This window comes from Flavobacterium sp. (assembly GCF_049240005.1).
Classification (GTDB): domain Bacteria; phylum Bacteroidota; class Bacteroidia; order Flavobacteriales; family Flavobacteriaceae; genus Flavobacterium.
The window spans coordinates 1-26,456 of the sequence record NZ_JBMLTK010000103.1 but is presented as its reverse complement, the minus strand read 5'-3'; the positions used below and the strand labels follow the sequence as shown (position 1 = coordinate 26,456).

Annotated in this window: 25 protein-coding genes; 7 read left to right on the top strand and 18 right to left on the bottom strand. The window is 40.7% G+C overall.

Features of this window, described 5'->3' with window-relative positions; genetic code table 11:
• Positions 1 to 218: 218 nt before the first annotated feature.
• Positions 219 to 398 carry a hypothetical protein gene (locus tag ACOVQQ_RS10725; protein ID WP_421818191.1) on the bottom strand — a complete coding sequence of 60 codons (180 nt, stop codon included), beginning with the start codon at positions 396 to 398 and terminating at the stop codon, positions 219 to 221.
• A gap of 900 nt (positions 399 to 1,298) precedes the next feature.
• Between ACOVQQ_RS10725 and gcvT the strand changes: the two genes are divergently transcribed.
• The 3 genes from gcvT (at position 1,299) to ACOVQQ_RS10710 (ending at position 5,209) form a co-directional block, all read left to right on the top strand.
• Positions 1,299 to 2,381, top strand: coding sequence for a glycine cleavage system aminomethyltransferase GcvT (gene gcvT, locus ACOVQQ_RS10720; protein ID WP_421818190.1), 1,083 nt, complete (start codon positions 1,299 to 1,301; stop codon positions 2,379 to 2,381).
• A gap of 1 nt (position 2,382) precedes the next feature.
• Entirely contained in the window at positions 2,383 to 4,419 is a 2,037-nt protein-coding gene (locus ACOVQQ_RS10715) for a S41 family peptidase (protein ID WP_421818189.1), read from the top strand.
• 73 nt (positions 4,420 to 4,492) lie between these two features.
• Complete coding sequence (locus ACOVQQ_RS10710; RefSeq protein ID WP_094486847.1) at positions 4,493 to 5,209, top strand: YebC/PmpR family DNA-binding transcriptional regulator; 717 nt, start codon at positions 4,493 to 4,495, stop codon at positions 5,207 to 5,209.
• A 91-nt stretch (positions 5,210 to 5,300) separates the two neighbouring features.
• On the opposite strand, the gene ACOVQQ_RS10705 is transcribed toward ACOVQQ_RS10710, so the two are convergent.
• The 4 genes from ACOVQQ_RS10705 to ACOVQQ_RS10690 all read right to left on the bottom strand — a co-directional run bounded on the left by ACOVQQ_RS10705 (position 5,301) and on the right by ACOVQQ_RS10690 (position 8,961).
• Positions 5,301 to 5,786 (bottom strand): DUF6265 family protein, encoded by a 486-nt coding sequence (locus ACOVQQ_RS10705; protein ID WP_421818188.1) that lies wholly within the window; start codon positions 5,784 to 5,786, stop codon positions 5,301 to 5,303.
• A 19-nt stretch (positions 5,787 to 5,805) separates the two neighbouring features.
• Positions 5,806 to 6,720: a hypothetical protein gene (locus tag ACOVQQ_RS10700; RefSeq protein WP_421818187.1), complete on the bottom strand. Its 915-nt coding sequence runs from the start codon at positions 6,718 to 6,720 to the stop codon at positions 5,806 to 5,808.
• Positions 6,721 to 6,943: 223 nt separating this feature from the next.
• Positions 6,944 to 8,350 carry a dihydrolipoyl dehydrogenase gene (gene lpdA, locus ACOVQQ_RS10695; RefSeq protein WP_421818186.1) on the bottom strand — a complete coding sequence of 469 codons (1,407 nt, stop codon included), beginning with the start codon at positions 8,348 to 8,350 and terminating at the stop codon, positions 6,944 to 6,946.
• Between the two features lie 143 nt (positions 8,351 to 8,493).
• On the bottom strand, positions 8,494 to 8,961 hold the full coding sequence (locus ACOVQQ_RS10690) for an Lrp/AsnC family transcriptional regulator (RefSeq protein WP_298143450.1): 468 nt from the start codon (positions 8,959 to 8,961) through the stop codon (positions 8,494 to 8,496).
• 291 nt (positions 8,962 to 9,252) lie between these two features.
• Between ACOVQQ_RS10690 and ACOVQQ_RS10685 the strand changes: the two genes are divergently transcribed.
• Positions 9,253 to 10,470: an aminotransferase class I/II-fold pyridoxal phosphate-dependent enzyme gene (locus ACOVQQ_RS10685; protein ID WP_421818185.1), complete on the top strand. Its 1,218-nt coding sequence runs from the start codon at positions 9,253 to 9,255 to the stop codon at positions 10,468 to 10,470.
• Positions 10,471 to 10,538: 68 nt separating this feature from the next.
• Here the strand turns inward: ACOVQQ_RS10685 and ACOVQQ_RS10680 are convergent, their stop codons facing one another.
• The 3 genes from ACOVQQ_RS10680 to ACOVQQ_RS10670 form a co-directional block, all read right to left on the bottom strand.
• Positions 10,539 to 10,853: a DUF2442 domain-containing protein gene (locus tag ACOVQQ_RS10680; protein ID WP_421818184.1), complete on the bottom strand. Its 315-nt coding sequence runs from the start codon at positions 10,851 to 10,853 to the stop codon at positions 10,539 to 10,541.
• Positions 10,837 to 11,070, bottom strand: coding sequence for a DUF4160 domain-containing protein (locus tag ACOVQQ_RS10675; RefSeq protein WP_421818183.1), 234 nt, complete (start codon positions 11,068 to 11,070; stop codon positions 10,837 to 10,839). Before ACOVQQ_RS10675 ends, ACOVQQ_RS10680 begins: the two co-directional genes overlap by 17 nt.
• Positions 11,071 to 11,314: 244 nt before the next feature.
• On the bottom strand, positions 11,315 to 12,157 hold the full coding sequence (locus ACOVQQ_RS10670; RefSeq protein WP_421818182.1) for an SDR family oxidoreductase: 843 nt from the start codon (positions 12,155 to 12,157) through the stop codon (positions 11,315 to 11,317).
• A gap of 116 nt (positions 12,158 to 12,273) precedes the next feature.
• Between ACOVQQ_RS10670 and ACOVQQ_RS10665 the strand changes: the two genes are divergently transcribed.
• Positions 12,274 to 12,681, top strand: a complete 408-nt coding sequence (locus tag ACOVQQ_RS10665) for a winged helix-turn-helix transcriptional regulator (RefSeq protein ID WP_421818181.1) — start codon at positions 12,274 to 12,276, stop codon at positions 12,679 to 12,681.
• A 64-nt stretch (positions 12,682 to 12,745) separates the two neighbouring features.
• On the opposite strand, the gene sucD is transcribed toward ACOVQQ_RS10665, so the two are convergent.
• The 9 genes from sucD to ACOVQQ_RS10620 all read right to left on the bottom strand — a co-directional run bounded on the left by sucD (position 12,746) and on the right by ACOVQQ_RS10620 (position 21,243).
• On the bottom strand, positions 12,746 to 13,618 hold the full coding sequence (gene sucD, locus ACOVQQ_RS10660; protein WP_094486836.1) for a succinate--CoA ligase subunit alpha: 873 nt from the start codon (positions 13,616 to 13,618) through the stop codon (positions 12,746 to 12,748).
• Positions 13,619 to 13,711: 93 nt separating this feature from the next.
• Positions 13,712 to 14,848: a hypothetical protein gene (locus tag ACOVQQ_RS10655; RefSeq protein ID WP_421818180.1), complete on the bottom strand. Its 1,137-nt coding sequence runs from the start codon at positions 14,846 to 14,848 to the stop codon at positions 13,712 to 13,714.
• A 1-nt stretch (position 14,849) separates the two neighbouring features.
• Positions 14,850 to 15,212, bottom strand: a complete 363-nt coding sequence (locus tag ACOVQQ_RS10650; protein WP_421818179.1) for a nuclear transport factor 2 family protein — start codon at positions 15,210 to 15,212, stop codon at positions 14,850 to 14,852.
• A gap of 2 nt (positions 15,213 to 15,214) precedes the next feature.
• Positions 15,215 to 16,144: a UDP-3-O-(3-hydroxymyristoyl)glucosamine N-acyltransferase gene (locus ACOVQQ_RS10645; RefSeq protein ID WP_421818178.1), complete on the bottom strand. Its 930-nt coding sequence runs from the start codon at positions 16,142 to 16,144 to the stop codon at positions 15,215 to 15,217.
• Position 16,145: 1 nt separating this feature from the next.
• A complete protein-coding gene (efp, locus tag ACOVQQ_RS10640) occupies positions 16,146 to 16,712 on the bottom strand; it encodes an elongation factor P (protein ID WP_094486832.1) in 567 nt (188 codons plus the stop codon).
• A gap of 20 nt (positions 16,713 to 16,732) precedes the next feature.
• Positions 16,733 to 17,518: an acyl-ACP--UDP-N-acetylglucosamine O-acyltransferase gene (lpxA, locus tag ACOVQQ_RS10635; RefSeq protein WP_421818177.1), complete on the bottom strand. Its 786-nt coding sequence runs from the start codon at positions 17,516 to 17,518 to the stop codon at positions 16,733 to 16,735.
• Positions 17,519 to 17,535: 17 nt separating this feature from the next.
• Positions 17,536 to 18,930 (bottom strand): bifunctional UDP-3-O-[3-hydroxymyristoyl] N-acetylglucosamine deacetylase/3-hydroxyacyl-ACP dehydratase, encoded by a 1,395-nt coding sequence (locus ACOVQQ_RS10630; RefSeq protein WP_094486830.1) that lies wholly within the window; start codon positions 18,928 to 18,930, stop codon positions 17,536 to 17,538.
• Entirely contained in the window at positions 18,908 to 19,975 is a 1,068-nt protein-coding gene (lpxD, locus tag ACOVQQ_RS10625) for a UDP-3-O-(3-hydroxymyristoyl)glucosamine N-acyltransferase (RefSeq protein ID WP_094486829.1), read from the bottom strand. The genes ACOVQQ_RS10630 and lpxD overlap by 23 nt, the downstream gene beginning before the upstream one ends.
• A 41-nt stretch (positions 19,976 to 20,016) precedes the next feature.
• Positions 20,017 to 21,243, bottom strand: coding sequence for an HD domain-containing protein (locus ACOVQQ_RS10620; RefSeq protein ID WP_421818176.1), 1,227 nt, complete (start codon positions 21,241 to 21,243; stop codon positions 20,017 to 20,019).
• Positions 21,244 to 21,411: 168 nt separating this feature from the next.
• Between ACOVQQ_RS10620 and ACOVQQ_RS10615 the strand changes: the two genes are divergently transcribed.
• A complete protein-coding gene (locus ACOVQQ_RS10615; protein WP_421818175.1) occupies positions 21,412 to 22,605 on the top strand; it encodes a hypothetical protein in 1,194 nt (397 codons plus the stop codon).
• Here ACOVQQ_RS10615 and ytxJ read toward each other — a convergent pair.
• Entirely contained in the window at positions 22,599 to 22,949 is a 351-nt protein-coding gene (gene ytxJ, locus ACOVQQ_RS10610; RefSeq protein WP_421818174.1) for a bacillithiol system redox-active protein YtxJ, read from the bottom strand. The genes ACOVQQ_RS10615 and ytxJ overlap by 7 nt on opposite strands.
• 116 nt (positions 22,950 to 23,065) lie before the next feature.
• Here ytxJ and clpB point away from each other — a divergent pair, with 116 nt between their 5' ends.
• Positions 23,066 to 25,651, top strand: coding sequence for an ATP-dependent chaperone ClpB (gene clpB / locus ACOVQQ_RS10605; RefSeq protein WP_421818173.1), 2,586 nt, complete (start codon positions 23,066 to 23,068; stop codon positions 25,649 to 25,651).
• Positions 25,652 to 26,456 lie beyond the last annotated feature (805 nt).

Below are 26,456 nucleotides of genomic sequence, written 5' to 3'. Positions count from 1 at the left end.
TTCTATCAAAAATGTGGTTTTTCCGTAAAATTTATTTCCGGGATTTTCGTACGTGGGAATCGCTCCCCATCCCTCCCGCCCCCATCGAAGCGAAGTTTTGAAAAAAAATCGACATACGATTACGGGTTTTCCGCATTTTTTAAGATAAGTATCAAGTATTAAGATTTGAGTATTAAGACTTCGCGACGTTGACCAATTTACGTATCATCTTTCCAACATTATCCGCGTATCGTCGCAGCCTGAGCTTGTCGAAGGATGGTACGCTTTTTTGGTGGCTTGACACGTTCTGTGTTTTCCTCAACGGTAACCCTATTGCGCAATATTCTGTGAGGTTCAGTGTTTTCTGTGCGCTTAAAATTCTGGTACGTGAGCAGGTCGATGGCAAACTTGGTGTTCATTGTGATAAACTTTGTGAAACATTGTGCTCCATCGGCTCCAAAGCTTGTTGAAGGCTTAACCGCAAAGAACGCAAAGACTTACGCAAAGTTCGCAAAGAGGAAATTTTTCGATTCCGATAGCTTTGGGAATTCACTTTTTTAGCTTTCCGCGTTTCTTCGTTGTTATTCGGGTGGACCACATAGGCACAGAGTTCACAAATGATTGACAAGATATCCAATAGGCAGATTTTATTTCTTACCGTTGTTTCTTTTTCGCTTTTTTAGCTTTTTCTATTCTTTCTATTTTTTCTATTTTTTCTATTTTTTCCCTGCGCAGCTTTTCCGCGCGAACGGGTGCAGCGATATCCTTTTTTGCGCTTCGGTACTTCCATTACTATTTTGGCAAAAAAGATAAAGCGGAACACGTGACGGCGTGAACTTCTTTTGCGCAGCGACGACACGTTTGCCGGCGCGCCCAAATAAAATGCAATAAAAAAGCGCCCGGAAGAGCGCTTTGTAAGATTTCGTTCCAAATTCTACGTTGACAGTACGTTATGGGTTAAAAGTCTTTAACTAGGTCGAAATCTTTTTCTAAGGTACGCATTAATTAGTTCGAAAAAACATTTAATGTGCTTTTTTTCAATTATTTAACGATAATTTTTTCGAACCAAACAATTCGCACTATGGTGTTTACACTTTGCAAACAGTTGTTAAAATAGAAAGTGATAATCAGCTATTTTGCGGTGATTACAGTTAATTACACCTAAAAAATAAAAACTCAAACTGTATTAGTGCACTCGTTTTGCGCCCATCGTTACGTTGAAAATTGTTGAAAAATCGACTGAAAAAACATGTGTCAGTTTTTGTCGGAAGTGGGTTTACAAAGCGGAAATCAGCTACTTTTGCAAGAAACTAACACCCATGAAAAACGTTGCTTTGCACGCGCTACACGAGCAATTAGGCGCCAAAATTTTGCCTTTTGCCGGATATAATATGCCCATAACTTACGAAGGCGTAAATGCTGAACACGAAACCGTTCGAAATGGCGTCGGCGTGTTTGATGTTTCGCATATGGGCGAATTTCTCGTATCGGGTCCAGGTGCCTTACCTTTAATACAATACGTTTGTAGCAACGATGCGGCAACTCTGGAAATTGGTCGTGCGCAATATTCTTGCTTCCCTAACGGTAACGGCGGTATTGTCGACGATTTGATTGTTTATCGCATCAAAGAAGAACAATATTTACTTGTTGTTAATGCCTCGAACATCGATAAAGATTGGGCGTGGATCAACCAGCACAATACTTTTGGTGCCGAGCTTAAAAACTTATCCGATAACTATTCGCTACTGGCGATCCAAGGACCTAAAGCGGTTGAAGCGATGCAAGCATTAACATCGGTAAACCTAGCTGAAATTCCGTATTACCATTTTGTTGTCGGTCCGTTTGCGGGTATCGAACACGTTATTATTTCGGCTACTGGTTACACCGGATCGGGAGGTTTTGAGATTTACTGCAAGAACGAAGAAGTCGAACAACTTTGGAACCGAGTGTTTGAAGCTGGTGCAGCATACGGTATCAAACCAATAGGACTTGCCGCACGCGACACCCTGCGTTTGGAAATGGGGTATTGTTTATACGGAAATGACATCAACGACAGCACCTCTCCCATCGAAGCTGGTTTGGGTTGGATCACGAAGTTTTCTAAAGATTTCATCGATAAAGAGCGCTTAGAAGCACAGAAATCGGCGGGAGTTACGAGAAAATTAGTTGGTTTTGAATTAACCGAACGCGGTGTTCCGAGACAAGACTACGAAATTGTGAATGAAACCGGTGCCGTAATTGGTAAAGTAACTTCCGGAACAATGTCGCCTTCATTAAACAAAGGAATTGGTCTTGGTTATGTAGAAACTGCCTACGCAAAAGTAGGTACCGAAATTCGCATTCGCATTCGTAAAAATGATGTAGCAGCACAGGTCGTAAAATTGCCTTTCTACAGCAAATAAGATGGGGAGAAATTTCTGGGTTGTCGCGCTATGTGTGCTTGTAAACTTCGCGTGGTCGCAGCAATTGGTTTATTGCGAGCGTTTTGAAGCCATGGTTAACTTTTTAAAAGTCAATCACTTGCAACCAAAACCCATTGATGAAAACCTAAGTAAATACCTGTTCGACGGTTTATTAAACAACTTAGATCCCAACCGGAGCTTGCTTTCGAAAACCGATTACGAAGAGCTCGCTGGATACCGAACGCAATTACATACTTCGCTCTTAAAAAAAGATTGCTACTTTACCGAATTGGTTTGGAACATTTACGTTTCTGCTTTGAACAGGAAGTTGCTGTATTTTAAAAATATTGATGCATCATTATTGCGAACCGAAGGCAGCGAAACGCTTCGATTTTCGACCGAGCCTTTTGAATTTGATGTCACGGTAGAAGATCTTCCAAAGCTGTGGAACAAACGTATTAAATACATTGCCCTAGATGAAGTTGCCCGCTTGAGCAAAAATAAAGATTCGCTTACTCCTTTTGTAGAAGAACTAGCGGCAGCAAAACGTTCAGAAATTGTAGCGCGCGAAGTTTGTCGTATAGAGAACATCCTCAATAAACAAGGAGAATTGAATGAGGAAATTGCCGAAACGCTCCTCAATTTAATCGGTTCGTATTTTGATCCGCACACCAATTACTTCAATGCCAGCGAGGCTAAGAGTTTTATGTCGGGATTGGCCACTGCAAACAAGAGTTTCGGACTCATGCTTGAGCTCGATGAAAAAGAACAACTAATTGTTGTTGGAATTTTGCCGGGCAGTTCGGCAGCTAAAGTTCCGGGAATTCAGCCAGGCGATATCATTCGGAAAGTTCGTTTGCCGAAAACGGGTTTCGAATACGATACTGCTTGTAGCAATATGGAACAGTTGGCAATTATCATCTATGGAGAGGAAGAAGAAGAAGTTACTTTTGAAATTGAAAAACAAGATCAGCGACGTGAAAAAGTTACGTTGACTAAGAATTTGGTTCCGTCGGTAGAAAACACACTTACTGTTTTTGTTTCTGAAACTTCACCGAAAGTAGCTTATATTAAAGTGTCGAGTTTTTACAGCGATTTTGACGGCAGCAATCGTGGACTCACAGCCGATTTTCTCGAAGCGCTTTTAAAATGTGAAAACGAAAAAATAAAAGGATTAATCATTGATTTATCGGGCAACGGCGGCGGTAGTGTCGACGAAGCGCATCGACTATCATCGCTTTTTATTGAAGGTCCGGTGGCGTATAGTTCCGACAAAAACAGCCAAATTAACTATTATCAAGACTTAATACCGTTCTATAAACCAGACTATCCCATTGCGATCATCACCGACGGAACTTCGGCATCTGCTAGTGAATTCTTTGCCTCTGCCATGCAAGATTACGGGAAGGCAATTGTTTGTGGAACCGCTTCCTGCGGAAAAGCAACGATGCAATTTATAACGCCAATAGACAAACGAAGCAACAGCGATTTGTGCAAGGTAACTGCTAGAAGTTTTTTTAGACCAACCGGCGAAACGATTCAAAAGAAAGGAATCGTTCCCGATATCGAGTTGCCTGCGCTCTATAACAATGTAATCAGCAGAGAAGCAAACTTTGAAACGGCTTTGAGTATTCCAAAAATACAAGTGCCAAAACCCGATGGTTTGCGTAAGTTTCGAAAACTAAAGTCGCTCAGAAAGAAAAGTTTAGCACGTATTGCCGCTTCACCCTATTTTAATGAAGTGCAACGAGTGAATCCGCTTATTGAAAAATTAGCGAATGGTGAAAACAAAGAAATTCCATTAAAGTTTCAGGCTATTTACGAGCAAGTTCACAGCATCGATCAGCTTTACGCGGAAGTTGTTGCATTGGACAAGCTGGAAACCGACGTAAAATTTAAAAATTTAAGTATTGATAATCAGAAGATTGAATCCGATCCGTTTAGTATAGAATTGAATAAAATGGCTTTAGATGAAGTAAGTCGAAATTTTAGATTAGCGGAGGTATATCGAATTCTGAAAGATTATATCGGAAAATAAAGAATTGACGGCAATGGTATTTGCAGCATAATCTAGCAAATCTTATTTTTGACCGTTTTTTGAAAATACAACTATGGGAAGAGCATTTGAGTTTCGCAAGGGAAGAAAAATGAAAAGATGGTCGGCGATGGCCAAAGCATTTACACGTATCGGTAAGGATATCGTTATGGCTGTAAAGGAAGGCGGACCTAATCCCGACGCCAATTCGCGTTTACGTGCGGTAATTCAGAACGCGAAAGCGGCGAATATGCCGAAGGAAAACGTAGAGCGCGCGATCAAAAAAGCAACTGAAAAAGATACTGCCAATTACAAAGAGGTACTTTTTGAAGGCTACGCACCGCACGGAATTGCTATTTTAATTGAAACAGCAACCGACAACAATAATCGTACGGTAGCGAATATTCGCAGCTATTTCAATAAATGTAATGGAACATTAGGTACACAAGGTTCGGTAGAATTCATGTTCGATCATACCTGTAACTTCCGTATTCCTAAAAACAACATTGATCCAGAGGAACTTGAATTAGAACTGATCGATTTTGGTGCAGAAGAAGTTTTCGAAGACGAAGACGGGATTTTAATCTATGCGCCTTTTGGCAGTTTTGGTGCCATTCAGAAAGAACTTGAAAATCGCAATTTAGAAATTTTAAGTTCTGGTTTCGAACGCATTCCTCAGGTTACCAAAGCATTAACGCCGGAACAAGTTGCCGATGTAGAAAAACTATTGGAAAAAATTGAAGAAGACGATGATGTACAAAACGTATATCACACAATGGAAGAAGCTGAATAGCTCGTTTTAAATTTCAAATATCCCCGAGGCTGCAAGAAATTGTGGCCTTTTTTTATGAGGCAAATCTGTACTTAAAGATTGCTCTTTTTAGCTAGTTTCCGATTCGCTTGAATTGAAATGCAATCGTTGTCGAGTCGTCGGAAATATCGGCTTTGATGTCGTTACCTGTTTTAAAATATCGGATTTGTTTTGGGAATTCATTCTTATTATTTCGGCACGTAAATGAGGTGTCGGTTTGTTGCGTAAAGGCAAAACGTGTTTCTTTTTTCTCGCTAGGCATTCGAACAACGTACTCCCAGTTGTTTTTGTCTTTTACCAGCTGCAGCAACTCTTTAAAAACCGTGTCGGTTCCTTGTAAGGTGTACCCCATACCATGAAAAAGCGAATCGTTTATTTTGTGCCACTCTTCAAAAGTTCGCCGACCGGCTTGCTCGTTCGTGCGTTCCCAATTACCTATTAACCAGCCGAAAACCGGGCGATTCTGAGTTTTTGATTCTTGTTTTCGATCCGAGCAAGCGATCAAAATTATTCCAAAAAATGCAGCGCCTAAAAAATACCAATAATGACTCTTTTTCATCGCAGAATTTAGTTATAACTTACTCATTAGCAACAATTTCAATAGTATTTTCTTCAATGGTTACTGACGATTCAAAATCCATTGTTGTTGTGTGAATACCGTAAACCAACCAACCCGAATCGTGAATCAAGGCCGAGGTGTAAATATCTCCTGATACTTTCATGTCCTTAGAAAATTCAAAATCCTTTTTGGCACCCATCGATTTTGTTAGCGAGTCAATATAATCACCCATCACTTTTTTCAATGCTTCACTATCAAAAATTTGCCTGCATCGAATAATATAATTGTCGTCCTCTTCAATAATTTCATCTAAAAATAGCGTCAAATCTGTCTCAATTTCTGAGCCTGTCAAAGGAAAAGGGATTGGAATTTTGTTGGTTATCTCTTCTCCCAATTTGACTTTTATACCATGAAAAAAGTGAAATTGCTGTATATCTTTTATCGCAGCTGATTCGATATACTCGCGTGAACAAAATGAATTTTCGAGATTTTTTATTAACTGCTTTACCTCCGGCTTTTCCGTCGAAATATCTTTAGAAATCTTTTTAAAAACTTCACGGTAAAATGCGCTTATTTCTTCCCAGTTGAGCAACTCAGCGAAATCACCTAGTTCTGAGATTTTATATATGAACTTTACATCTTTAGATAAATCGTTAAGTTTTTGATACAGTTCATTGTTCTCACTTGATTTACAGTACAAATACTTCCATTCTATCGTATAACTATTTGCAGTAGAATCTAGTACTGTAACAGCTACACGACAGTTTATCACATTCGTTTTTGTAGTATCTGTTCCCTTTATTTTATACTTTATCTTTTCGAGATCATAAATTTGCTTTTCTCCTTTACTCCAGTAGGCAACCACCTGTACTGTCGAATCAGCTTTATTGATTTGCGCCGAAACCGCATTAGCAGCAAAAATGAAAAGGAACATCAAAAGAAAACTTCGAAAATGCTTTTTGAAAAAACAAACCATCATAGTACCGTCGTTTACTATTTTACAACGACGAACTATGTCGCTACAAATAAGATTATACGTGCCTAAACTACAATTAATTTCGAAATACTAAACAAGTTTCTCGCACATTTTTATGTAGTTATTGCCAACAAAAAAAGTCTCCCGAAACGAGAGACTTTCCTGCAAATGTGCTATTATTTTACATGTGAATCGGTCGGTTTGCCGAACTTGCTAAAGCCGCTTCTTTTACCGCTTCGGCGTAGGTTGGATGCGCATGACTCATTCGCGCAATATCCTCGGCCGATGCACGGAATTCCATCGCAGTAACGGCTTCGGCAATTAAATCGGCTACACGAGCACCTATCATGTGTACACCCAAAACTTCGTCGGTTTTTTCGTCGGAAAGAATTTTTACAAATCCGTCGGTGTCGCCGCTAGCACGTGAGCGTCCTAATGCTTTAAACGGGAACGAACCCGATTTATACGCCACACCCTTTTCTTTTAATTGCTCTTCGGTGTAACCTACTGCAGCTACTTCTGGCCAAGTGTAAACTACGCCAGGAATCAAATTATAATTGATGTGCGGATGCTGTCCGGCAATCGTTTCAGCTACAAAAACGCCTTCTTCTTCCGCTTTGTGCGCCAACATAGCTCCAGCTACTACATCGCCAATTGCGTAAATGTGTGGTTGTGCCGTTTGCAATTTATCGTTGGTTTCTACTTGTCCTCTTGCGTTTACAGTAATTCCTACTTTTTCTAGATTCAAACCGTCGGTGTAGGCACGGCGACCCACAGAAACCAGAGCGTAATCGCCCACAAGCTCTACTGTTTGTCCTTTGGCGTCGAGAGCCACTACTTTTACTTCGTTACCATTGCGCGAAACTTCTTGCACTTTATGCGACGTGTAGAATTTCATGCCTTGCTTCTTGAAAACTTTGGTAAGCTCTTTTGAAAGCGCCGCATCCATGGTTGGAATAATTCGATCCATGAATTCAACAACCGAAACTTCAGCGCCTAAACGACGATAAACCTGACCTAATTCTAAACCGATAACGCCACCTCCGATAATCACCAGATGTTTGGGAACTTCTTTCAGTTTCAAGGCTTCGGTAGATGTTATAATACGTTCTTTATCAATACTTATGAATGGTAAACTTGCAGGTTTACTTCCGGTAGCAATAATGATGTTTTTTGCGGATAAAACCTCCGAAGAACCGTCGGCTTTGGTAACCGAAACTTGGTGTGCATCTACAAACGAACCTACGCCTTCAAAAACAGTGATTTTGTTTTTGTCCATCAAATACTTAATTCCACTTACGTTTTGGTCTACAACCGATGCTTTGCGCGAAATCATTTTTGCAAGATCGAAAGAAACTTGTCCGCCTACCGAAATACCGTGGTCTTCCAGATGGTGAATCGCATCGTAATAATGGTGCGACGAGTCGAGCAAAGCTTTCGAAGGAATACATCCTACGTTTAAGCAAGTTCCGCCTAAAGTGCTGTATTTCTCAATGATAGCAGTTGAGTAACCCAATTGTGCGCATCTGATTGCAGAAACGTATCCGCCCGGACCCGATCCAATGACTACGACGTCGAAAGTGTTCATAAGTGTTTTTTTAGATTAAGCGTTGCAAATTTAGGGTTTTGAACGATTTGTTTTTGAACACAAGTCGTTTTTAGGTGCTAAAAAAACGTGAATTTCACGTAGAGCAATGTTTGCGAAATTCAGGAGCCGGATTTACTTTCACATTAAAACGCCAAAACATGCGAGCGCTTCACTTCGTTGATTTTAAAAATACTGTGCGTACTCGCGATATAATCAATAGTTGTGAGCTTCTCGACCAAGAATTTCCGATAGGCTTCCATATCCCGAACGGCAATTTTAAGAATATAATCGTAGTCGCCGCTCACGTGATAACATTCTAAAACCTCGGGCAGCAACGAAACGGCTTGCTCAAAACCGGTTAACAACGCTTGTTTATGCTGCTGTAATTTGATGTGGCAAAAAACGACAAAATTCTTATCGACACGCACTTGGTCGACTATAGCAACATAGCCTGCAATTACGCCCGACTTTTCTAGCTTTTTGATGCGTTCGTGAACGGCCGTTGTGCTTAGATTAAGTTTCAAGCTCAGCATTTTGGTGGTTTGCCGACAATCGGTTTGCAAAGCCGTAAGCAATTTTTGATCGAGGATGTCGAGTTTTACTGTTTCCATTCTATGTAAGTGTGATACTAAACGAATTTACAGAAAATTATTCTATAAAAATTATAAAAAACACTATTGCATTCTAATTTATGATGTAAATGTAGTTTTTTATTTGGAAACGATTTTAATTTGACGTTCACGCGCAGCCCGGATTGCAGCAAAAGCCTTTGCTACAGCAGTTGCAGTGCGGCTTACTGCGGCAGAGCGACCCAAGAAGCTACTGCCGCAGTGTAGCCAAACGCAGCTGATGTAACGAAGCTTGACGCGAAAAGCCGGATAGCTGCCCAAAAACAACAAATTATGGAGAATTTTAAACCTGCCGATCGCATACAAGACTTGCAATATTTCGGTGAATTTGGCGGCGTAAACCCGTCGATAAGCGACTCGTCGACCTACACTTTTTTGTCGGCTAAAACGATGTTCGACACTTTTGAAGGTAATGCTGAAGGCTGTTATCTGTATTCGCGTCACTCCTCGCCTAGCAATTTGTATCTCGATCAGGCATTGGCAGCGATGGAAGGCACTGAGGCTGCGAATGTTGCGGCTTCGGGAATGGGCGCCATCACGTGCACCTTACTGCAAATTTGCGGACAAAACGATCATATTGTTTCGAGCCGAACCATATACGGAGGCACTTACGCTTTTCTGAAAAACTTCGCTCCAAAAATGGGCATCACAACTAGTTTTGTGGACATTACAAAACTCGATTTAGTGGAAGCTGCCATAACGCCTCAAACCAAGGTACTTTACTGTGAAACGGTGAGCAATCCGCTGTTGGAAGTAGCCAACATTGCTGGCTTATCAAAAATCGCAAAAAAACACGGACTTTTATTGGTTGTTGATAACACGTTTTCGCCATTATCTGTTGCTCCTGCTGTTTTGGGAGCCGATATCGTTTGCCACAGTTTAACCAAATACATCAACGGAAGTTCGGATACCGTTGGCGGAGTTACCTGTGCATCTCGCGCTTTTATCGACAGCATGAAAAGTGTAAATACAGGAGCTTCGATGTTACTTGGCCCGACTATGGACAGTTTGCGATCGGCTAGTGTAATGAAAAATTTAAGAACGTTACATATTCGAATGAAACAACACAGTCATAACGCTTTATATTTAGCTACAAAGTTTGAAGCCGACGGACTCAAGGTGGTGTACCCCGGTTTGGCGAGTCATCCGAGTCATAAATTGTACGCTTCGATGATCAATCCGGAATACGGTTTTGGCGGTATGATGACTATTGATGCGGGTTCACTCGATAAAGCCAATGAGTTGATGGAACTGATGCAGCTCCGCAATTTGGGGTATTTGGCTGTGAGTTTAGGCTTTTACAAAACGTTGTTTTCGGCTCCAGGAACCTCGACTTCGAGTGAAATTCCGTTAGAAGAACAGCAAGAAATGGGATTATCCGACGGACTTATTCGTTTCTCGATTGGTTTAGACAACGACATTGCGCGTACCTACTGCGAAATGAAGAAATGTATGGAGGAAGTGGGCGTGCTCGAAAAGAGTTTTGCTTAATATTTGGGCAACCCGGCGGCGAAACACTTACATTTCGAGGACAGCAGCCGAGTTGTTCCTTGTTTAAATCAAAGAATTTTGATGGTCGTATTATTAGCAAACGATGTATGTAAATAGTCTTTCATAAAACCGTAAAGACTTAAATCTTCGTCTAAAGTGGGCCAATGAATACCGGTTCCTTGTGCGATGAGTAAGAAATTATCGCGATCAACCGACTTCGCAGTTGACAAACGAGGATATTTAAGTAACGAATCAATTAGTAACTGATTGGTATTTAGCGTGATATTAATTAAATCGTTCTCAAAAGCTACAGCAGTGATTTTCAACTGCTTTGCGGCAATAAATTCTAGAATGGGATCGTATTTTTTATCTAAAGTATTCATACCATTTTCGTTTAAGCAAATCTGCGTTTTCTGAAACTATCTTTTTTATTAGCCTCTGTTCCTGTGCATTAAATCCATTAAAATAATCTGATTCAATCGGATCCAACCATATTTTCCCATAACCGTCGCCTTTTTCAACATGCACATGAACAGGTTCATCGTTCTCATTACTGTAAAAGAAGAACCGAAATCCGTTACTGTAAAAAACCGTAGGCATTCTTCAAAGTTACTAAATTAACTAGTTAAGATAAAATAGTATTGTATTTTTTCAGGGCAACCCGGCGGCAACCGTTCTTCAACTAAAAGTCGCGCCGCCGTCGGGCATTTCGCTGCAAGTTTGCGCACTGCGGGCTATAAAACTAAAAAAGCACAGACGCTTCTGTTAGTCGCACTGTGCTTTTCGTTTTATAGGCCCGCAGTTTTGCAAAGCTTTTCGCTACATTCCCTGTTGCGGAAATACGTTACCCTTTAAAATCGCGTTTTAAAACCGTTTTCACATCTGTGGCTTTTCTTCCCAAAACGAGCTCCACACCATCGGCAATAACCTCCGCTTCTTTCTTAGCAATAACGCCGTACACCGAAATCAGGTAATTAGCAACAAATTCAGGCGCACCACTATCCACTAAAACCTGTCTGAAAACCTCCGGCGTCGGATTCGGATATGTAATTTTCTTACCCAAAATTTCAGTTAAATAGGCAGCAAGATCTTCATACGTTAGCAACTCAGGACCGGTGAGTTCGTATGTTTTATGTTCGTGCCCATCTTCAGTTAGTGCTTTTGCGGCAACTTCAGCAATGTCGTAAACATCCACAAAAGCTGCTTTGCCCAAACCTGCCGGCATAAAAATGATGTTGCGTTGGGTAATGTTCTCGAATTCGTAATTTTTAAAATTCTGCGCAAAAAACGAAGGCCGTAAAATGGTATATGCAAATCCGTCGGCAGCTAACTTCTTTTCCAAATTCAAATGAAACTCGAAATTGTCGCCCATCTTTTCCGAGGCAAAAGCCGAAAAGTAAACTACACGATTAATTCCCTTTTCCTTTAAAAAATCAATGAAAGGCGTAAGCAAGGCTTCAATACCAAATTGCAAAGGCGGTCCCAATAAAAACACCCGATCCACATCGGCCACAGCAGCTTCAAAAGTTGACACGTCTGCAAAATCAAAAGGCACATACTCTGAATACTCGTTTGTAGGTAACGGATTTCTACTTGCTAACTTTACTGCAACACGGCGATTGGTGAGCACTTCTGCTAAGGCTTTTCCGTTGGTCCCACTTGCTCCTGTAATAAGAATTTTCGACATAATACTTGTTTGAAAAATGATACAATAGTTACTTTTAATAACTCAAAAGTAAATAGTAACTTTGCGTCAAACAAGAAGGTACAGCGCTATAACTCACGCACACAGCAGTAACTAATATGGAAAATCAAGACCTTAAGTCCGAAAAAAAATTTAAAGAATATTTCAATTTGGCAAACAGCAGTCGGAACTTCTCTTGTCCGGTACGCGATGTTGTTGCGCACGTGAGCGATAAATGGTCGCTTTTGGTGGTATATGCATTAGCAGGCGACGGCACCCTTCGCTTTAACGAACTAAAATCAAAAATCGGCGATGTTTCGCAGCGCATGCTTACCGTTACGGTTCGTAAACTAGAACAAGACGGACTGGTAAAACGTACGATTTATCCCGAAGTACCGCCACGAGTTGAATACCAGTTAACAAGCTTGGGTATGGAATTGCTTAACAAACTCGTTCCGCTAATAGATTGGGCGCAAGAAAATAGCAATCTTATCATTTCCAGTCGAAAAAAAGCCGCGAAGTATTAACCTTAATTCCAATAAAAAAAGCCGTTCGAAAAATCAAACGGCTTTAAAAATGGAGTTCTTACGGTTAACCAAGAACTTCTTTAACTTTTTTACCTATTTCAGCAGGAGAATCTACCACGTGGATTCCGCAGGCGCGCATAATTGCTTTTTTAGCAGCAGCTGTATCGTCGGCACCGCCAACAATTGCTCCAGCGTGCCCCATCGTTCTACCTTTTGGTGCAGTTTCACCAGCAATAAAACCAACAACTGGCTTGCGGTTACCATCGGCTTGAATCCATTTTGCAGCATCAGCTTCAAGCTGACCTCCAATTTCGCCAATCATAACAATACATTTTGTTTCCGGGTCGTTCATCAACAACTCAACAGCTTCTTTAGTTGTAGTTCCAATGATTGGGTCGCCACCAATTCCAATAGCCGTTGTAATTCCCAAACCTTGCTTCACTACTTGATCGGCAGCTTCGTACGTTAATGTTCCCGACTTTGAAACAATTCCCACAGTTCCTTTTTTGAAAACGAAACCAGGCATGATTCCTACTTTTGCTTCTTCTGGTGTTATTACACCTGGACAGTTTGGGCCGATTAAACGGCAATTCTTTCCTTTGATATAATCGTATGCTTTAATCATATCAGCAACTGGAATACCTTCCGTGATGGCGATAATAACTTTGATTCCGGCATCGGCAGCTTCCATAATAGCATCAGCGGCAAATGCAGGCGGTACAAAAATGATACTGGTATCTGCGCCAGCTTGTTCAACAGCGTCTTTTACGGTATTGAAAACCGGACGATCTAAATGCGTTGTTCCGCCTTTTCCTGGAGTTACACCGCCTACGACGTTTGTTCCGTATTCAATCATTTGCGAAGCGTGGAAAGTACCTTCGCTTCCTGTAAAACCTTGTACAATAATTTTTGAATCTTTATTTACTAAGACGCTCATTATGGTTGAATTATTTAGTTTATAAAATTGTAGCGCAAAAATAAGGTAAATGCTGTAACTATTGGTTAAATTATTACAGCTTGTTTTTAAAAATTAGTCAAAATAAATGATGTTCGCTGCTTTGTATGGATACTGATAAATGCAAAAACTCAGTTCGGCTTTTGGATAACGCATTTTGAGCGAATCGGCTATTTGTCTATAAACACGAATCTCTGGATATACCACGGTATTGGTTTCGCGGATGTGCCACACATTAGTTTGAAGAACCGTTTTCGTATCGCAGTACGTGCGCTTTTTCGTTTCAAAAACCTGCAAGTCGGGCGCTTCATCAGGTTTCCCCACACAAATATCAAATTGCTTTAACCTGCCAGAGTAGAGATTAAACGCTAAAAAGTTATCGTAGTAATCAAAGAAACTTAAAAAAGGGAGTATTAGTAAAAATAGGCCTAACAGCAGTGTTTTCGGGTGTTTTAAATTGAAATGCAGTGCTGCTCGTTCTGTTTTATGATAAAATATGACAGGCAAAATAGCCATCATTAATATATTCCAAGGCCAAACAATACTGTTGTAATCTATTCCGGAAGGTGAAATAAACAGCAAAATGAAAATATGCATACCTACTAAAATCCAGGCATAAAAGAACTTGTTTCGAGCAAATAAAACTCCTATAGCGCCAATTACTTCGAACACACCTAGAGCCAAACCGCTGTAATGCACAATGGGTTGTTCGGCTATCGATAAATCGAAACCTAAAAATTGATGCAAAATCATTCGTTCCCACACGTGGAATAAAAAGCCTCCGTTCAATTTATGCAAACCCGAATGCAGATACAAACAAGCCGAGTAAAACGCCATGTTCGCTGTAAAAAGCGCTGGCTTCTTTCTGTATAAATCAAATAAAATTCCTGTAAAAATAAATTGTAAAATATACGGCTGCCAGCGGTTTTGATCAGGAATTAATTGAATTATTTCTATGATTATCAAAGAAATAAGCACAATTCGATTTGTGGGCTTTAGCATTAAAAAAAGCAAACCCAACAACGAACCACCAAATAACACGTAGTGCAAAAACGCGGGAAAGGCAGGTATAAAACTAAAGTAAGGCGCCATTGGAAACACATGCGTTCCCAACCACAGCGAGTAACTCATTAACTTGGTTACCAGCCAAAAAAATAGCGTTAACCGAAAGATTAACGCTACTACTTTATCTTGATTTTGAAAAAATGACATATTAGACGAGTTGGCTAATTTGAGTACCACTTACCAATTTCGCATCTTTCACTTCCCAAACCACAGCAAAATCAGCCAAAAGAATATCCTCACGCGGATTCTCAATAGTTTTCACATAATGAGCATAAAAAACAGCAACGTGGTTCTTTTCTTTAACCAGACTTTTAATGCGAACTTTTGATCGCACATACGCCCTACTCATCTCAGTCGCCAGAGCAACCAGGTCGCTTTTGGTATATGTTTTTTTACCTGTAGAACTTGTCCAAACAAACTCAATATCGTCGTGTAAATAGGTCGCTAATAACTGACCGTTAATCAACGCATCCGATTTATAGAAATCCTTTATGAATTTTTTGACCGACATAACTATTTCAATTTTTCGACAATTTCAGGAAGTCTCTTTAAATAAGCAAGTTGTTTAAGCTTTTCTCTGCTCTCTTCGATCGGAGTTCCGAAGTAACTCTTTCCACCTGCGATGGATTTCGTAACACCAGTCTGCCCCATAATTACTGCTTTCTTACCGATGGTGATACCGCTCGTAGTTCCAACTTGTCCCCAAATCGTTACTTCATCTTCGATAACCACGCAACCTGCAATTCCAACTTGCGAAGCAAATAAGCACTTTTTACCCACAACGGTATCGTGACCAATCTGTATGTGATTATCTAACTTTGAGCCCGCACCAATAGTTGTATCGCCGGTAACGCCACGATCTATTGTGCAAAGCGCACCAATATGCACATCGTCTTCAATAACTACGCGTCCGCCGCTTTTAAGCTGATCGAAACCTTCAGGTCGCTTTTTGTAATAAAAGGCATCAGCTCCGATAATCGTTCCCGCGTTAATGACTACGTTATCGCCAATAACACAATGATCGTAAATCACCACATTCGAGTAAATAATACAATTTTTACCGATTGTCACATGATTTCCAATCACTGCTTGCGGTTGTATAACCGTACCCGAACCTATTTGAGCCGTTTCCGAAATCGATGCATGCAATGCCTGAAACGGTCGGAAATAATTGGTTAGCTTATTGAAGTCGCGAAACGGATCGTCACTGATTAAAAGTGCTTTACCTTCCGGACATTCAACTTCTTTGTTAATTAAAACGATCGTTGCAGCCGATTGTAGCGCTTTGTCGTAATATTTCGGATGATCCACAAAAACGATGTCGCCCGGTTCAACAACATGAATTTCGTTCATACCCAAAACCGGAAAATCCGGCCGACCTACAAACGTAGTTCCGATGATCTGAGCAATCTCTTCAAGGGTATGTACTTTTGGAAATTTCATGTTATTCTTTTACGCGTTCGATGTATGAACCTGATGCGGTATCTACTTTTATTTTATCTCCTTCGTTGATGAACAACGGCACGTTTACCACGGCTCCAGTTTCTAAAGTTGCTGGTTTTGTAGCATTTGTAGATGTATTTCCTTTAACTCCAGGTTCAGAATAGGTAACTTCTAAAACAACCGAAGCAGGCATATCAACAGATAAAGGCAAATCGGTTTCTGTATTTATGGCTACCATAACATTCTCACCTTCTTTCAATAAATCAGGTGCATCGAGAATTTTCTTGTCGAGCGTTATTTGTTCGAAGCTTTCAGCATTCATGAAGTGAAACGAATCGCCTTCGGCATACAAAAACTGAAACTTATGCGTTTCCACACGAATATCTTCAATTTTATGTCCTGCAGAAAAGGTGTTATCAATTACTTTTCCAGTGGTTAAGCTCTTTAATTTTGTTCTCACGAAAGCCGGACCTTTCCCAGGTTTTACGTGTAAGAACTCGATAATTTTGTAAATGTCGTGGTTGTATTTAATACACAATCCGTTTTTGATATCTGATGTAGATGCCATTAGTTGATTTATAAGAGTTTTTAATAATTTCCGCTGTAACCTTTCATGATTCCGCGAGATGAATTTTTAATAAAATCCAGAATCTCGTCGCGTTCCGGAGTTGCCTCCATTTCCGCTTCTATAATACTGACTGCCTGAGAGGTATTGTAGTTTTTTTGATAAAGAATTCTGTAAATATTTTGAATTTCGCGAATTTTATCTGTTGAAAAACCGCGACGGCGTAAACCTACCGAATTTATTCCCACATACGACAAAGGTTCTTTTGCGGCTTTGGTGAACGGTGGAACATCTTTTCTAACCAACGAACCACCAGAAATCATCGCATGATCGCCAATGTGTATGAACTGATGCACGGCTGCTAAACCACCAATAATCGCATAATTACCAACCACTACGTGTCCGGCTAATGCAACGCCATTAACGATAATTGCATTGTCGCCAATATGGCAATCGTGTGCAATATGCGCTGTGGCCATTACTAAACAATTATTTCCCAAGACAGTTTGTCCAGATGCTACCGTTCCGCGGTTTATGGTTACACATTCGCGTATAGTACAGTTATCACCAATTATCGCCAACGAATCTTCGCCGCCAAATTTCAAATCTTGTGGAACTGCGGCAATAACGGCTCCGGGGAAAATATTACAATTCTTACCGATTCGAGCGCCTTCCATAATGGTTACGTTCGAACCAATCCAAGTACCATCGCCAATAACTACATTATTATGAATGGTCGTAAAAGGCTCAATCACTACGTTTTTAGCGATTTTGGCTCCGGGATGTACGTATGCTAAAGGTTGATTCATGCTGTTTGTTTTGGATGTTACGCCTTGTCTTTACGTGCAATTTGTGCCATTAATTCGGCTTCGGCAACTAAACGTCCGTTGGCGTATGCATTGGCTTGCATGTGACAAATACCGCGACGAATCGGCGCCAATAAGTCGCATTTAAAGATTAATGTATCGCCAGGCAATACTTTTTGTTTGAACTTTACATTATCGATTTTCATGAAGAACGTCAGATAATTTTCTGGATCTGGAACGGTACTTAAAACCAAAATTCCACCGCACTGTGCCATCGCTTCTACAATCAGAACACCTGGCATGACGGGAGCATCCGGAAAATGACCTACGAAAAACGGCTCGTTCATCGTTACATTCTTCAATCCTAAAACGTGCTGCTCCGACAACTCGAAAATTTTATCGACCAATAAAAACGGCGGACGGTGCGGCAACATACTCATGATTTTATTCACATCCATGAGCGGTTCCTGATTAACATCGACCGTTGGCACTTGGTTACGTTGCTCAATCTTGATCATTTTTGCCAATTTCTTAGCAAATTGTGTATTGATGTAATGACCCGGTTTGTTTGCAATTACCTTTCCTTTCAAACGAACGCCTACCAAAGCTAAATCTCCAATTACGTCTAGAAGCTTGTGTCTTGCGGCTTCGTTTGGATAATGAAGTGTAAGATTATCTAGTATTCCGTTTGGTTTAACCGAAATGCTATCTTTTCCAAAAGCTACTTTCAAACTTTCCATCGTGGCAGGCGAGATTTCCTTATCCACATAAACGATTGCATTGTTTAAGTCGCCTCCTTTTATCAATCCGTGTTCTAAAAGCGACTCCAATTCGTGAAGGAAGCTAAAAGTTCGGGCATCAGCAATTTCTTTTTTGAAATCGCTCATCGATTTTAAGGTCGCATTCTGTGTACCTAAAACCTTGGTTCCGAAATCGACCATTGCGGTAACTTGATAATCATCGCCTGGCATCACCAAAATTTCACTACCTGTTGCTTCGTCGCTGAAAGAAATTACTTCTTTTACCACATAGTATTTGCGTTCAGCGTCTTGTTCAACGGTTCCTACTTTCTCAATAGCTTCAACAAAATATTTCGATGAACCGTCCATAATAGGTGGTTCTGAAGCATTTAATTCGATAATTACGTTATCCAAATCACAACCTACACAGGCGGCAAGTACGTGTTCTGAGGTTTGAATTTTTACACCTAATTTCTCCAAATTGGTTCCGCGCTGCGTATTCACTACGTAGTTAGCGTCGGCTTCAATAATCGGACTTCCCTCCAAATCAACGCGAACGAAAGTGAAGCCGTTGTTGATTGGCGCAGGTTTAAATGTCATTTTGACTTCCTTACCGGTGTGTAATCCAACACCCGTAAGAGATATTTCTTCTTTAATTGTTTTCTGCTTGACCATCGCCGGACAATTGTGAGCTGTTTGCATGAAGTATTTGCTTTTTCAAGTCTTCTATTTCTTGAAGAATTTTAGGAAGGTTTTTAAAATGAATATATGATTTGCTGTAATCGGTATACGGAAGTGCTGGACTTCCTTGAACTGTTTCGCCGTCTTTAAGATTTCTGCCAATACCCGATTGTGCCTGAACGCGCACGTTATTGCCTACCATTAAGTGGCCCGCAATACCTACCTGTCCGCCAATCATGCTGTTCTTTCCAATTTTTGTAGAACCTGCAATTCCGGTTTGCGCAGCGATTACTGTATTTTCACCAATTTCAACATTGTGTGCAATCTGAATTTGGTTATCGAGCTTCACTCCTTTTCGGATAATCGTGCTTCCCATAGTGGCGCGATCAATAGTTGTTGCCGCTCCCACATCAACGTAATCCTCTAAAACCACGTTACCAATTTGTGGGATTTTCTTGTAACTACCGTCTTCTTGCGGAGCAAAGCCAAACCCGTCGGCACCAATAACTACATTGGCATGAATCGTACAAAAATTACCAATCACGGTTTCTGAACATATTCTAGAACCACTGAAAATAAGCGTATTGTCGCCAATTCGAACATTATCTCCAATAAAAACTCCTGGATAAATCTTTACATTTTCGCCAATTACTACATTTTCACCTACGTATGCAAAGGCACCAAGATAAAAATGAGCACCATACTTCGCTGAAGCGGCGATAAAACTCGGATTTTCAATTCCAGATTTGTTGTGTTTCACCTGATCGTAAAACGACAAAATTTTGGTAAACGCACCGTAGGCATCATCCACTTTTATTAAAGTAGTTGTGATCGGATTTTCGGGAACAAAGGTCGAATTCACAATGCAAATCGACGCTTGTGTGGAGTAAATGTAATTTACATATTTAGGATTCGACAAAAACGTAAGCGAACCTTCGGTACCTTCCTCGATCTTAGAAAGTCGCGAAACCTCGGCTAACGGGTTGCCAACGACCTCTCCTTCGAGTATTCCTGCTATTTGAGCTGCTGTAAATTTCATTGCGACAAAAATAGAAAATTTTGGTGTCTATTGTTAAATTTCTACAAGAGCTTCGGTTTACACAAGTAGTATTTTACTACTGGCTTCGACAAGGCCTTCAAATTGAGCTGATCGGATACAAAAACAACATCGGCTATTGTCTTGTCTTTCTTCAAGATACATATAGGCTCTTTATCCATCGAATACGCCTGATTCTTGATTTTTCCTTTGTACACAAAATACGAAGCCTCAGCTTTGCTGATTTGGTATTTCTCAGCAACTTCTGCAATAGCTTGCTCCTTATCTGCAGCTGTAAACTTCTCATCGCCCAAACTAATCTTAAGTAAATTCCTGTTCAAAATGCGCTCGCAAAGCTGTTCCAAAACAAAATCGCCACAACTTTGCCACTGTTTTAATGCCATCAATACATCAGTGTCATCGAGTTTGGAAAACAATTCTAAATCGGCTTCATCAAATGCGACTGCTGCGCCATTTTTTAGAAAATGCAATAAAGGATCTGAAGCCTGTAAGCTAAAACCTTCGCCAATTAGCTGCACAGCACGTTTAAATATTTGCTGCAACATCAACTCGGCCACATAACTTGTTTTGTGTAAATACGCTTGCCAGTACATCAAACGTCGGGCAACTAAAAACTTTTCAACAGAATAAATTCCCTTTTCTTCCACAACCAAACGATCGTCGACCACATCCATCATTTGAATCAAACGATCGGCATTGATACTTCCTTCGGCTACACCGGTATAAAAACTGTCGCGTCGCAAATAATCCATTCGATCCATATCTAACTGACCCGAAATGAGTTGAGACATAAATTTGCGTTCGTAATTTCCCGTAAAAATGCGAATAGCTAAATCAAGCTTCCCATCAAAAACACCGTTTAGTGCATGCATGAATTTAAGCGACAAACTTTCGTGATGTACGCCTTTAACGATGCTTTGTTCCATGGCGTGAGAAAACGGCCCGTGACCAATGTCGTGCAATAAAATCGCTAAATACAAGGCTTGTTCTTCTTCCGGACTGATCTCAACACCTTTAAAACGCAATACTCGAACCGCCTTTTGCATTAAATGCATGGCACCCAACGCGTGATGAAAGCGCGTATGATGAGCGCCTGGATACACCAAATACGAGAGTCCCATTTGTGAAATACGCCGTAAACGCTGAAAATACTTGTGCGCAATAACGTCGAAAATAAGTGGATTTGGTATGGAAATAAATCCGTAAATCGGATCGTTGAATATTTTGAGTTTATTTGAAGAATCGGACATTTGCGAAGAGATCATGTCGCTAAAATAGTTTTTTGCTGCCGATTTTTATTCATTTGAGAACGTATTTTTTCCTTCCGCGAAAGCGAAAATCACAACAACCGCCAAAAAAATAAGCGAGCGGGCTTCAGCAATTTCCAAAATGATATATTTGAATCCTAATTTGTTTGTATGCGTTCTTCATTTACTCTTCTTCTAACTGTTTTATTTTTAGCTTCTTGCGGAAAAACCGAAACCCGAAATTACCTGAGTTCTGGCGATTACGATGTAGCAATTGATGTAGCAATCGACCGACTTTCAAACAATAAGACTCGGAAAGGGAAGCAAGACTACATTTATATGCTGGAAGAAGCCTTTGCTAAAGCGAAAGAACGCGATTTACGAGATGTTGATTTGTTGGTGAAAGACAACAGTCCTGCGAATTTAGAACGCATTTTTGCTACGTATCAACGTCTTAACGCGCGGCAAGAAAAAATTCGTCCGCTCCTACCCTTGCCGCTCCTTAAAGAAAAGCGTGATGCTATTTTTCCGTTCGACGATTACAGCGAAGAAATTGTAAACAGCAAAAATGCTTTGGTTAAATATCTGTACACGAATGCCAAAGCGTTACTTGCCAGTAAATCAAAAGTTGGTGGCCGACGTGCGGCAGAAGATTTGGAATACCTTTTACAGTTATCGCCTGCTTATAAAGATGCCGAAAAACTACTCGCCGACGCCATTTTGCTCGGAACCGATTATGTGAGTATTTACACCAAAAATGAAAGTGGGAAAATCATTCCACAGCGTTTGGAAGCTGATATTTTAGATTTTAGCACCGGCGGATTAAACGATAAGTTTACGGTATATCATTCGATTAGACAGCCGAAAGTGAACTACGATTACGGCATAGTACTCACGTTTAGAGAAATAAATATTTCGCCAGAACAAGTACGTGAACGCCAATTTGTGAAAGAAAAAGATGTGAATTTCGGTAAGAAAAATGTGTACGACGACCGCGGAAGAGCGGTAAAAGACTCGCTTGGAAAGAACATTACCGTTGACGATATCCGAAAAGTGACCTGCTCCGTGTACGAGTTCGTACAATTTAAAAACGTTCAAGTTGTCGCGAAAGTAGATTTCATCAATTTCACAACCAACCAATTGATAAATAGCTTTCCGCTTGGAAGCGAATGGATTTTTGAAAACGGCTATGCTACCTACAACGGCGACCGACGCGCAGTGGAAAACGATTATTGGCCGTTTTTCGACCGCCGTGTACTACCGTTCCCAACAAACGAACAGATGGTTTTGAATTGCTCGGCAGACATCAAACAGAAACTACGAGCGGTGATCTTAAACAACCGATTTCCGACAGCGCCTTATTGATTCAGGATTCGGTTAACGACCTCCGAATCAATCGACGAGTGCGAAGCGGCATAGAGAACTTTTCCTTCCGAAATAACTAATAACTGCGGACTCTCGTGCTGAATACCGTATTTCTCGGCAATATAATTACTGATGCTGCGATACTGCAACAAATCCAAATACAAAAATGTGGCGTTGTTGAACTCTAGCGAACGATTCAATTCTTTCAAAACCGTTTTACTCACGATACACCGCGTGCTGTGTTTTATAACCACCAAAAGACCGTGGTCGTCAAGCTGCGAAGCATCGGTTAAAGCCACCCAAGAAGTCGTATCTTCCGAAACTGAATTAGAAAAAAATCCCATTTTTGACTGATTTTAAGACGTTTTGTCGCTTTACAAAGTTAAATTAACGCCATTTTGGCAGCAATTCTAACTTGGCGCATTAGTTGTTCAAAGATGATTAAAATTTTGCAATTATTATGAACCTGAATAAATTAACTACAAAAGCAACCGAAGTGCTACAAAATGCACAGCAGTTGGTATTCAATAAAGGGCAGCAATTCATTGAAAACGAACATTTACTGAGAAGTTTATTGGATGTCGATCAAAACGTAATTGGTTTTCTATTAAAGAAAATGAGCGTAAATGTTGACTTGCTTACGCGACTCATCGACAGTCAGCTAAACACCTATCCGAAGGTTAGAGGAACCGATATTACGCTTGGACGCACCGCAATTGCGACCTTAAACGAAGCTGAAAAAACGGCAACCGCCATGGGCGACGAGTTTGTGGCCACCGATCATGTATTGCTAGCTATCGTTAAGTCCAAATCGCAAGCCGGACAAATTCTGCGCGATCAAGGCGTTACCGAAAAAGAACTCGTAGCGGCGATTTCCGAATTGCGAAAAGGCGAAAAAGTGACGTCGCAAAGTGCCGAGGAAACTTTTAATGCACTCTCTAAATTCGCTAAAAACTTAAACGACTTAGCCAAAAGCGGGAAACTCGATCCGGTTATTGGTCGCGATGAGGAAATCAGACGTGTGTTGCAAATTCTAACACGCCGCACCAAAAACAATCCGATGTTAGTGGGCGAACCCGGAGTGGGTAAAACCGCAATTGCAGAAGGTTTAGCGCACCGAATTGTAGCTGGCGACGTTCCCGAAAACCTTAAAGATAAAATCGTTTTTTCACTCGACATGGGTGCGCTGATTGCCGGCGCCAAATACAAAGGCGAATTCGAAGAACGCTTAAAAGCAGTAGTGAAAGAAGTTACGGCAACCGATGGCGATATTGTTTTGTTTATCGACGAAATTCATACTCTGGTTGGCGCTGGTGCTGGCGAAGGAGCGATGGATGCAGCAAACATCCTTAAACCTGCTTTGGCTCGTGGGGAACTTCGCGCTATTGGAGCAACAACACTCGACGAATACCAAAAATATTTCGAAAAAGACAAAGCACTGGAACGCCGATTTCAAAAAGTACTGGTCGAAGAACCCGATACCGAAAGTGCCATTTCGATACTTCGCGGGATCAAAGACAAATACGAAACGCATCACCAAGTACAAATTAAGGACGATGCCATTATAGCCGCTGTCGAACTTTCTCAACGCTACATTACCTCACGCTTCTTGCCTGATAAAGCTATCGATTTAATGGACGAAGCAGCTTCGAAACTGCGTATGGAAATCAATTCCAAACCGGAAGAGCTCGACGTCTTGGATCGAAAAATCATGCAGTTGGAAATTGAAATCGAAGCGATTAAACGCGAAAACGACGACGTAAAGCTAAAAGTCTTGGGATTAGATTTATCAAATCTAAAAGAAGAACGCCAGGAAATTTACTCGCGTTGGAAATCGGAGCGCGACATTGTAGATAACATGCAGCAAATAAAGGCGCACATTGAGTCGTTAAAGCTCGAAGCCGAACGTGCTGAACGCGATGGTAATTACGGTTTGGTAGCCGAAATTCGCTACGGGAAAATTAAGGATGCACAAACAAAGTTAGAAGAGTACACTGCCGAATTACAACAAAAGCAAGGAAGCCAAGCTCTTATAAAAGAAGAAGTTACCCGAGAAGACATTGCCGAAGTGGTTGCGAAATGGACCGGCATTCCAGTAGCAAAAATGATGCAAAGCGACCGCGAAAAATTGCTGCATATTGAAACCGAATTACACAAAACAGTTGTGGGTCAGGAAGAAGCTGTAGCAGCGGTTGCCGATGCGATTCGCCGAAGTAGATCGGGTTTACAAGACGCACGCAAACCTGTGGGAACGTTTCTATTTCTAGGAAGTACGGGCGTTGGAAAAACCGAATTGGCTAAATCGCTTGCCGGATATTTGTTCGACGACGAAAATGCCTTAACGCGAATCGACATGTCGGAGTACCAAGAAAAGCACGCGGTGAGTCGCTTAGTTGGTGCGCCTCCAGGTTACGTGGGCTACGAAGAAGGCGGACAGTTAACGGAAGCGGTACGCAGAAAACCCTATTCGGTTATATTGCTCGACGAGATCGAGAAAGCGCATCCCGACACCTTCAATATTTTATTGCAAATGCTCGACGAAGGGCGCTTAACCGACAGCAAAGGTCGATTAGCCGATTTCAAAAATGCGATTATCATTATGACCTCCAATTTGGGAAGCGAAGCCATACAGCGGACCTTTGAAGAACCGACACTCACAGCAGAGGCAGCCGCGGTTTTAGCAGAGGAAGAAGTAATGCAGTTACTAAAACGTACGGTACGACCCGAGTTTTTAAATCGGATTGACGAAGTGGTGCTCTTTAAGCCGTTAACGCGCGAAGAAATTGGAGAGATTGTAGGAATTCAACTGCGTCAGGTATCGAAAATGTTGGCTAATCAGCATATAAGCTTAGATGCCACGAATGAGGCCAAGGCGTATTTGGTGAAACGCGGTTACGATCCGCAGTTTGGCGCACGTCCGGTAAAGCGCGTCATCCAGAAAGAAGTTCTAAACGCCTTGAGTAAAGAGCTGCTTTCAGGCAACATTAAAGCAGATCAAGCCCTCCTACTCGACTGTTTCGACGATAAGTTGGTTTTTAGACAATGAGTAGTAGATTGAAGTAATAAGTATTAAGATTGGAGTATTAAGATTAAAGTATTAAGGTTGAAGTATTAAGTATTAAGACTTCGATGAATTCACCACTTAAAGTTTCGTTTTTTGAGAGGCTAGAAGCTAGACACGAGAAACTAGACTTCGTGACGTTCATCACTTAAGGTTTCGTTTTTTGAGAAGCTAGAAGCTAGACACGAGAAACTAGACTTCGTGACGTTCACCACTTAAGGTTTCGTTTTGGTAACTTAACCCACGATTCGTCGGTGCCTGAGCTTGTCGAAGGCTAATCTTTTCAATTTTTACTAAATCACTTCGGTTGACCACATAAGCACAGAGTTCACAAAGTTTTTACACGATGTCAAAAAAGCACTGTTTTTCTCTAATTACTTGCATTTCAATTTTTTCGCTTTTTTAATCTTTTAATCTTTTAATCTTTTAACTTTCAATCTTTCAATCTTTTAATCTTTTAATCTTTTAATCTTTTAATCACTTCGGTTGACCACATAGGCACAGAGTTCACAAAGTTTTACACGATGTCAAAAAAGGACTGATTTTCTCTATTTACATGCATCTCAATTTTTTCGGTTTTTTAAATCTTTTCAATTTTTACTACATCACTTCGGTTGACCACATAGGCACAGAGTTCACAAAGTTTTACACGATGTCAAAAAAGCACTGATTTTCTCTATTTACATTTATTTCAATTTTTTCGGTTTTTTCGCTTTTTTAAATCTTTAAATCTCAAAATCTTTTAATCTTTTAATCTTTTAATCTTTTAATCTTTTAATCTTTTAATCTT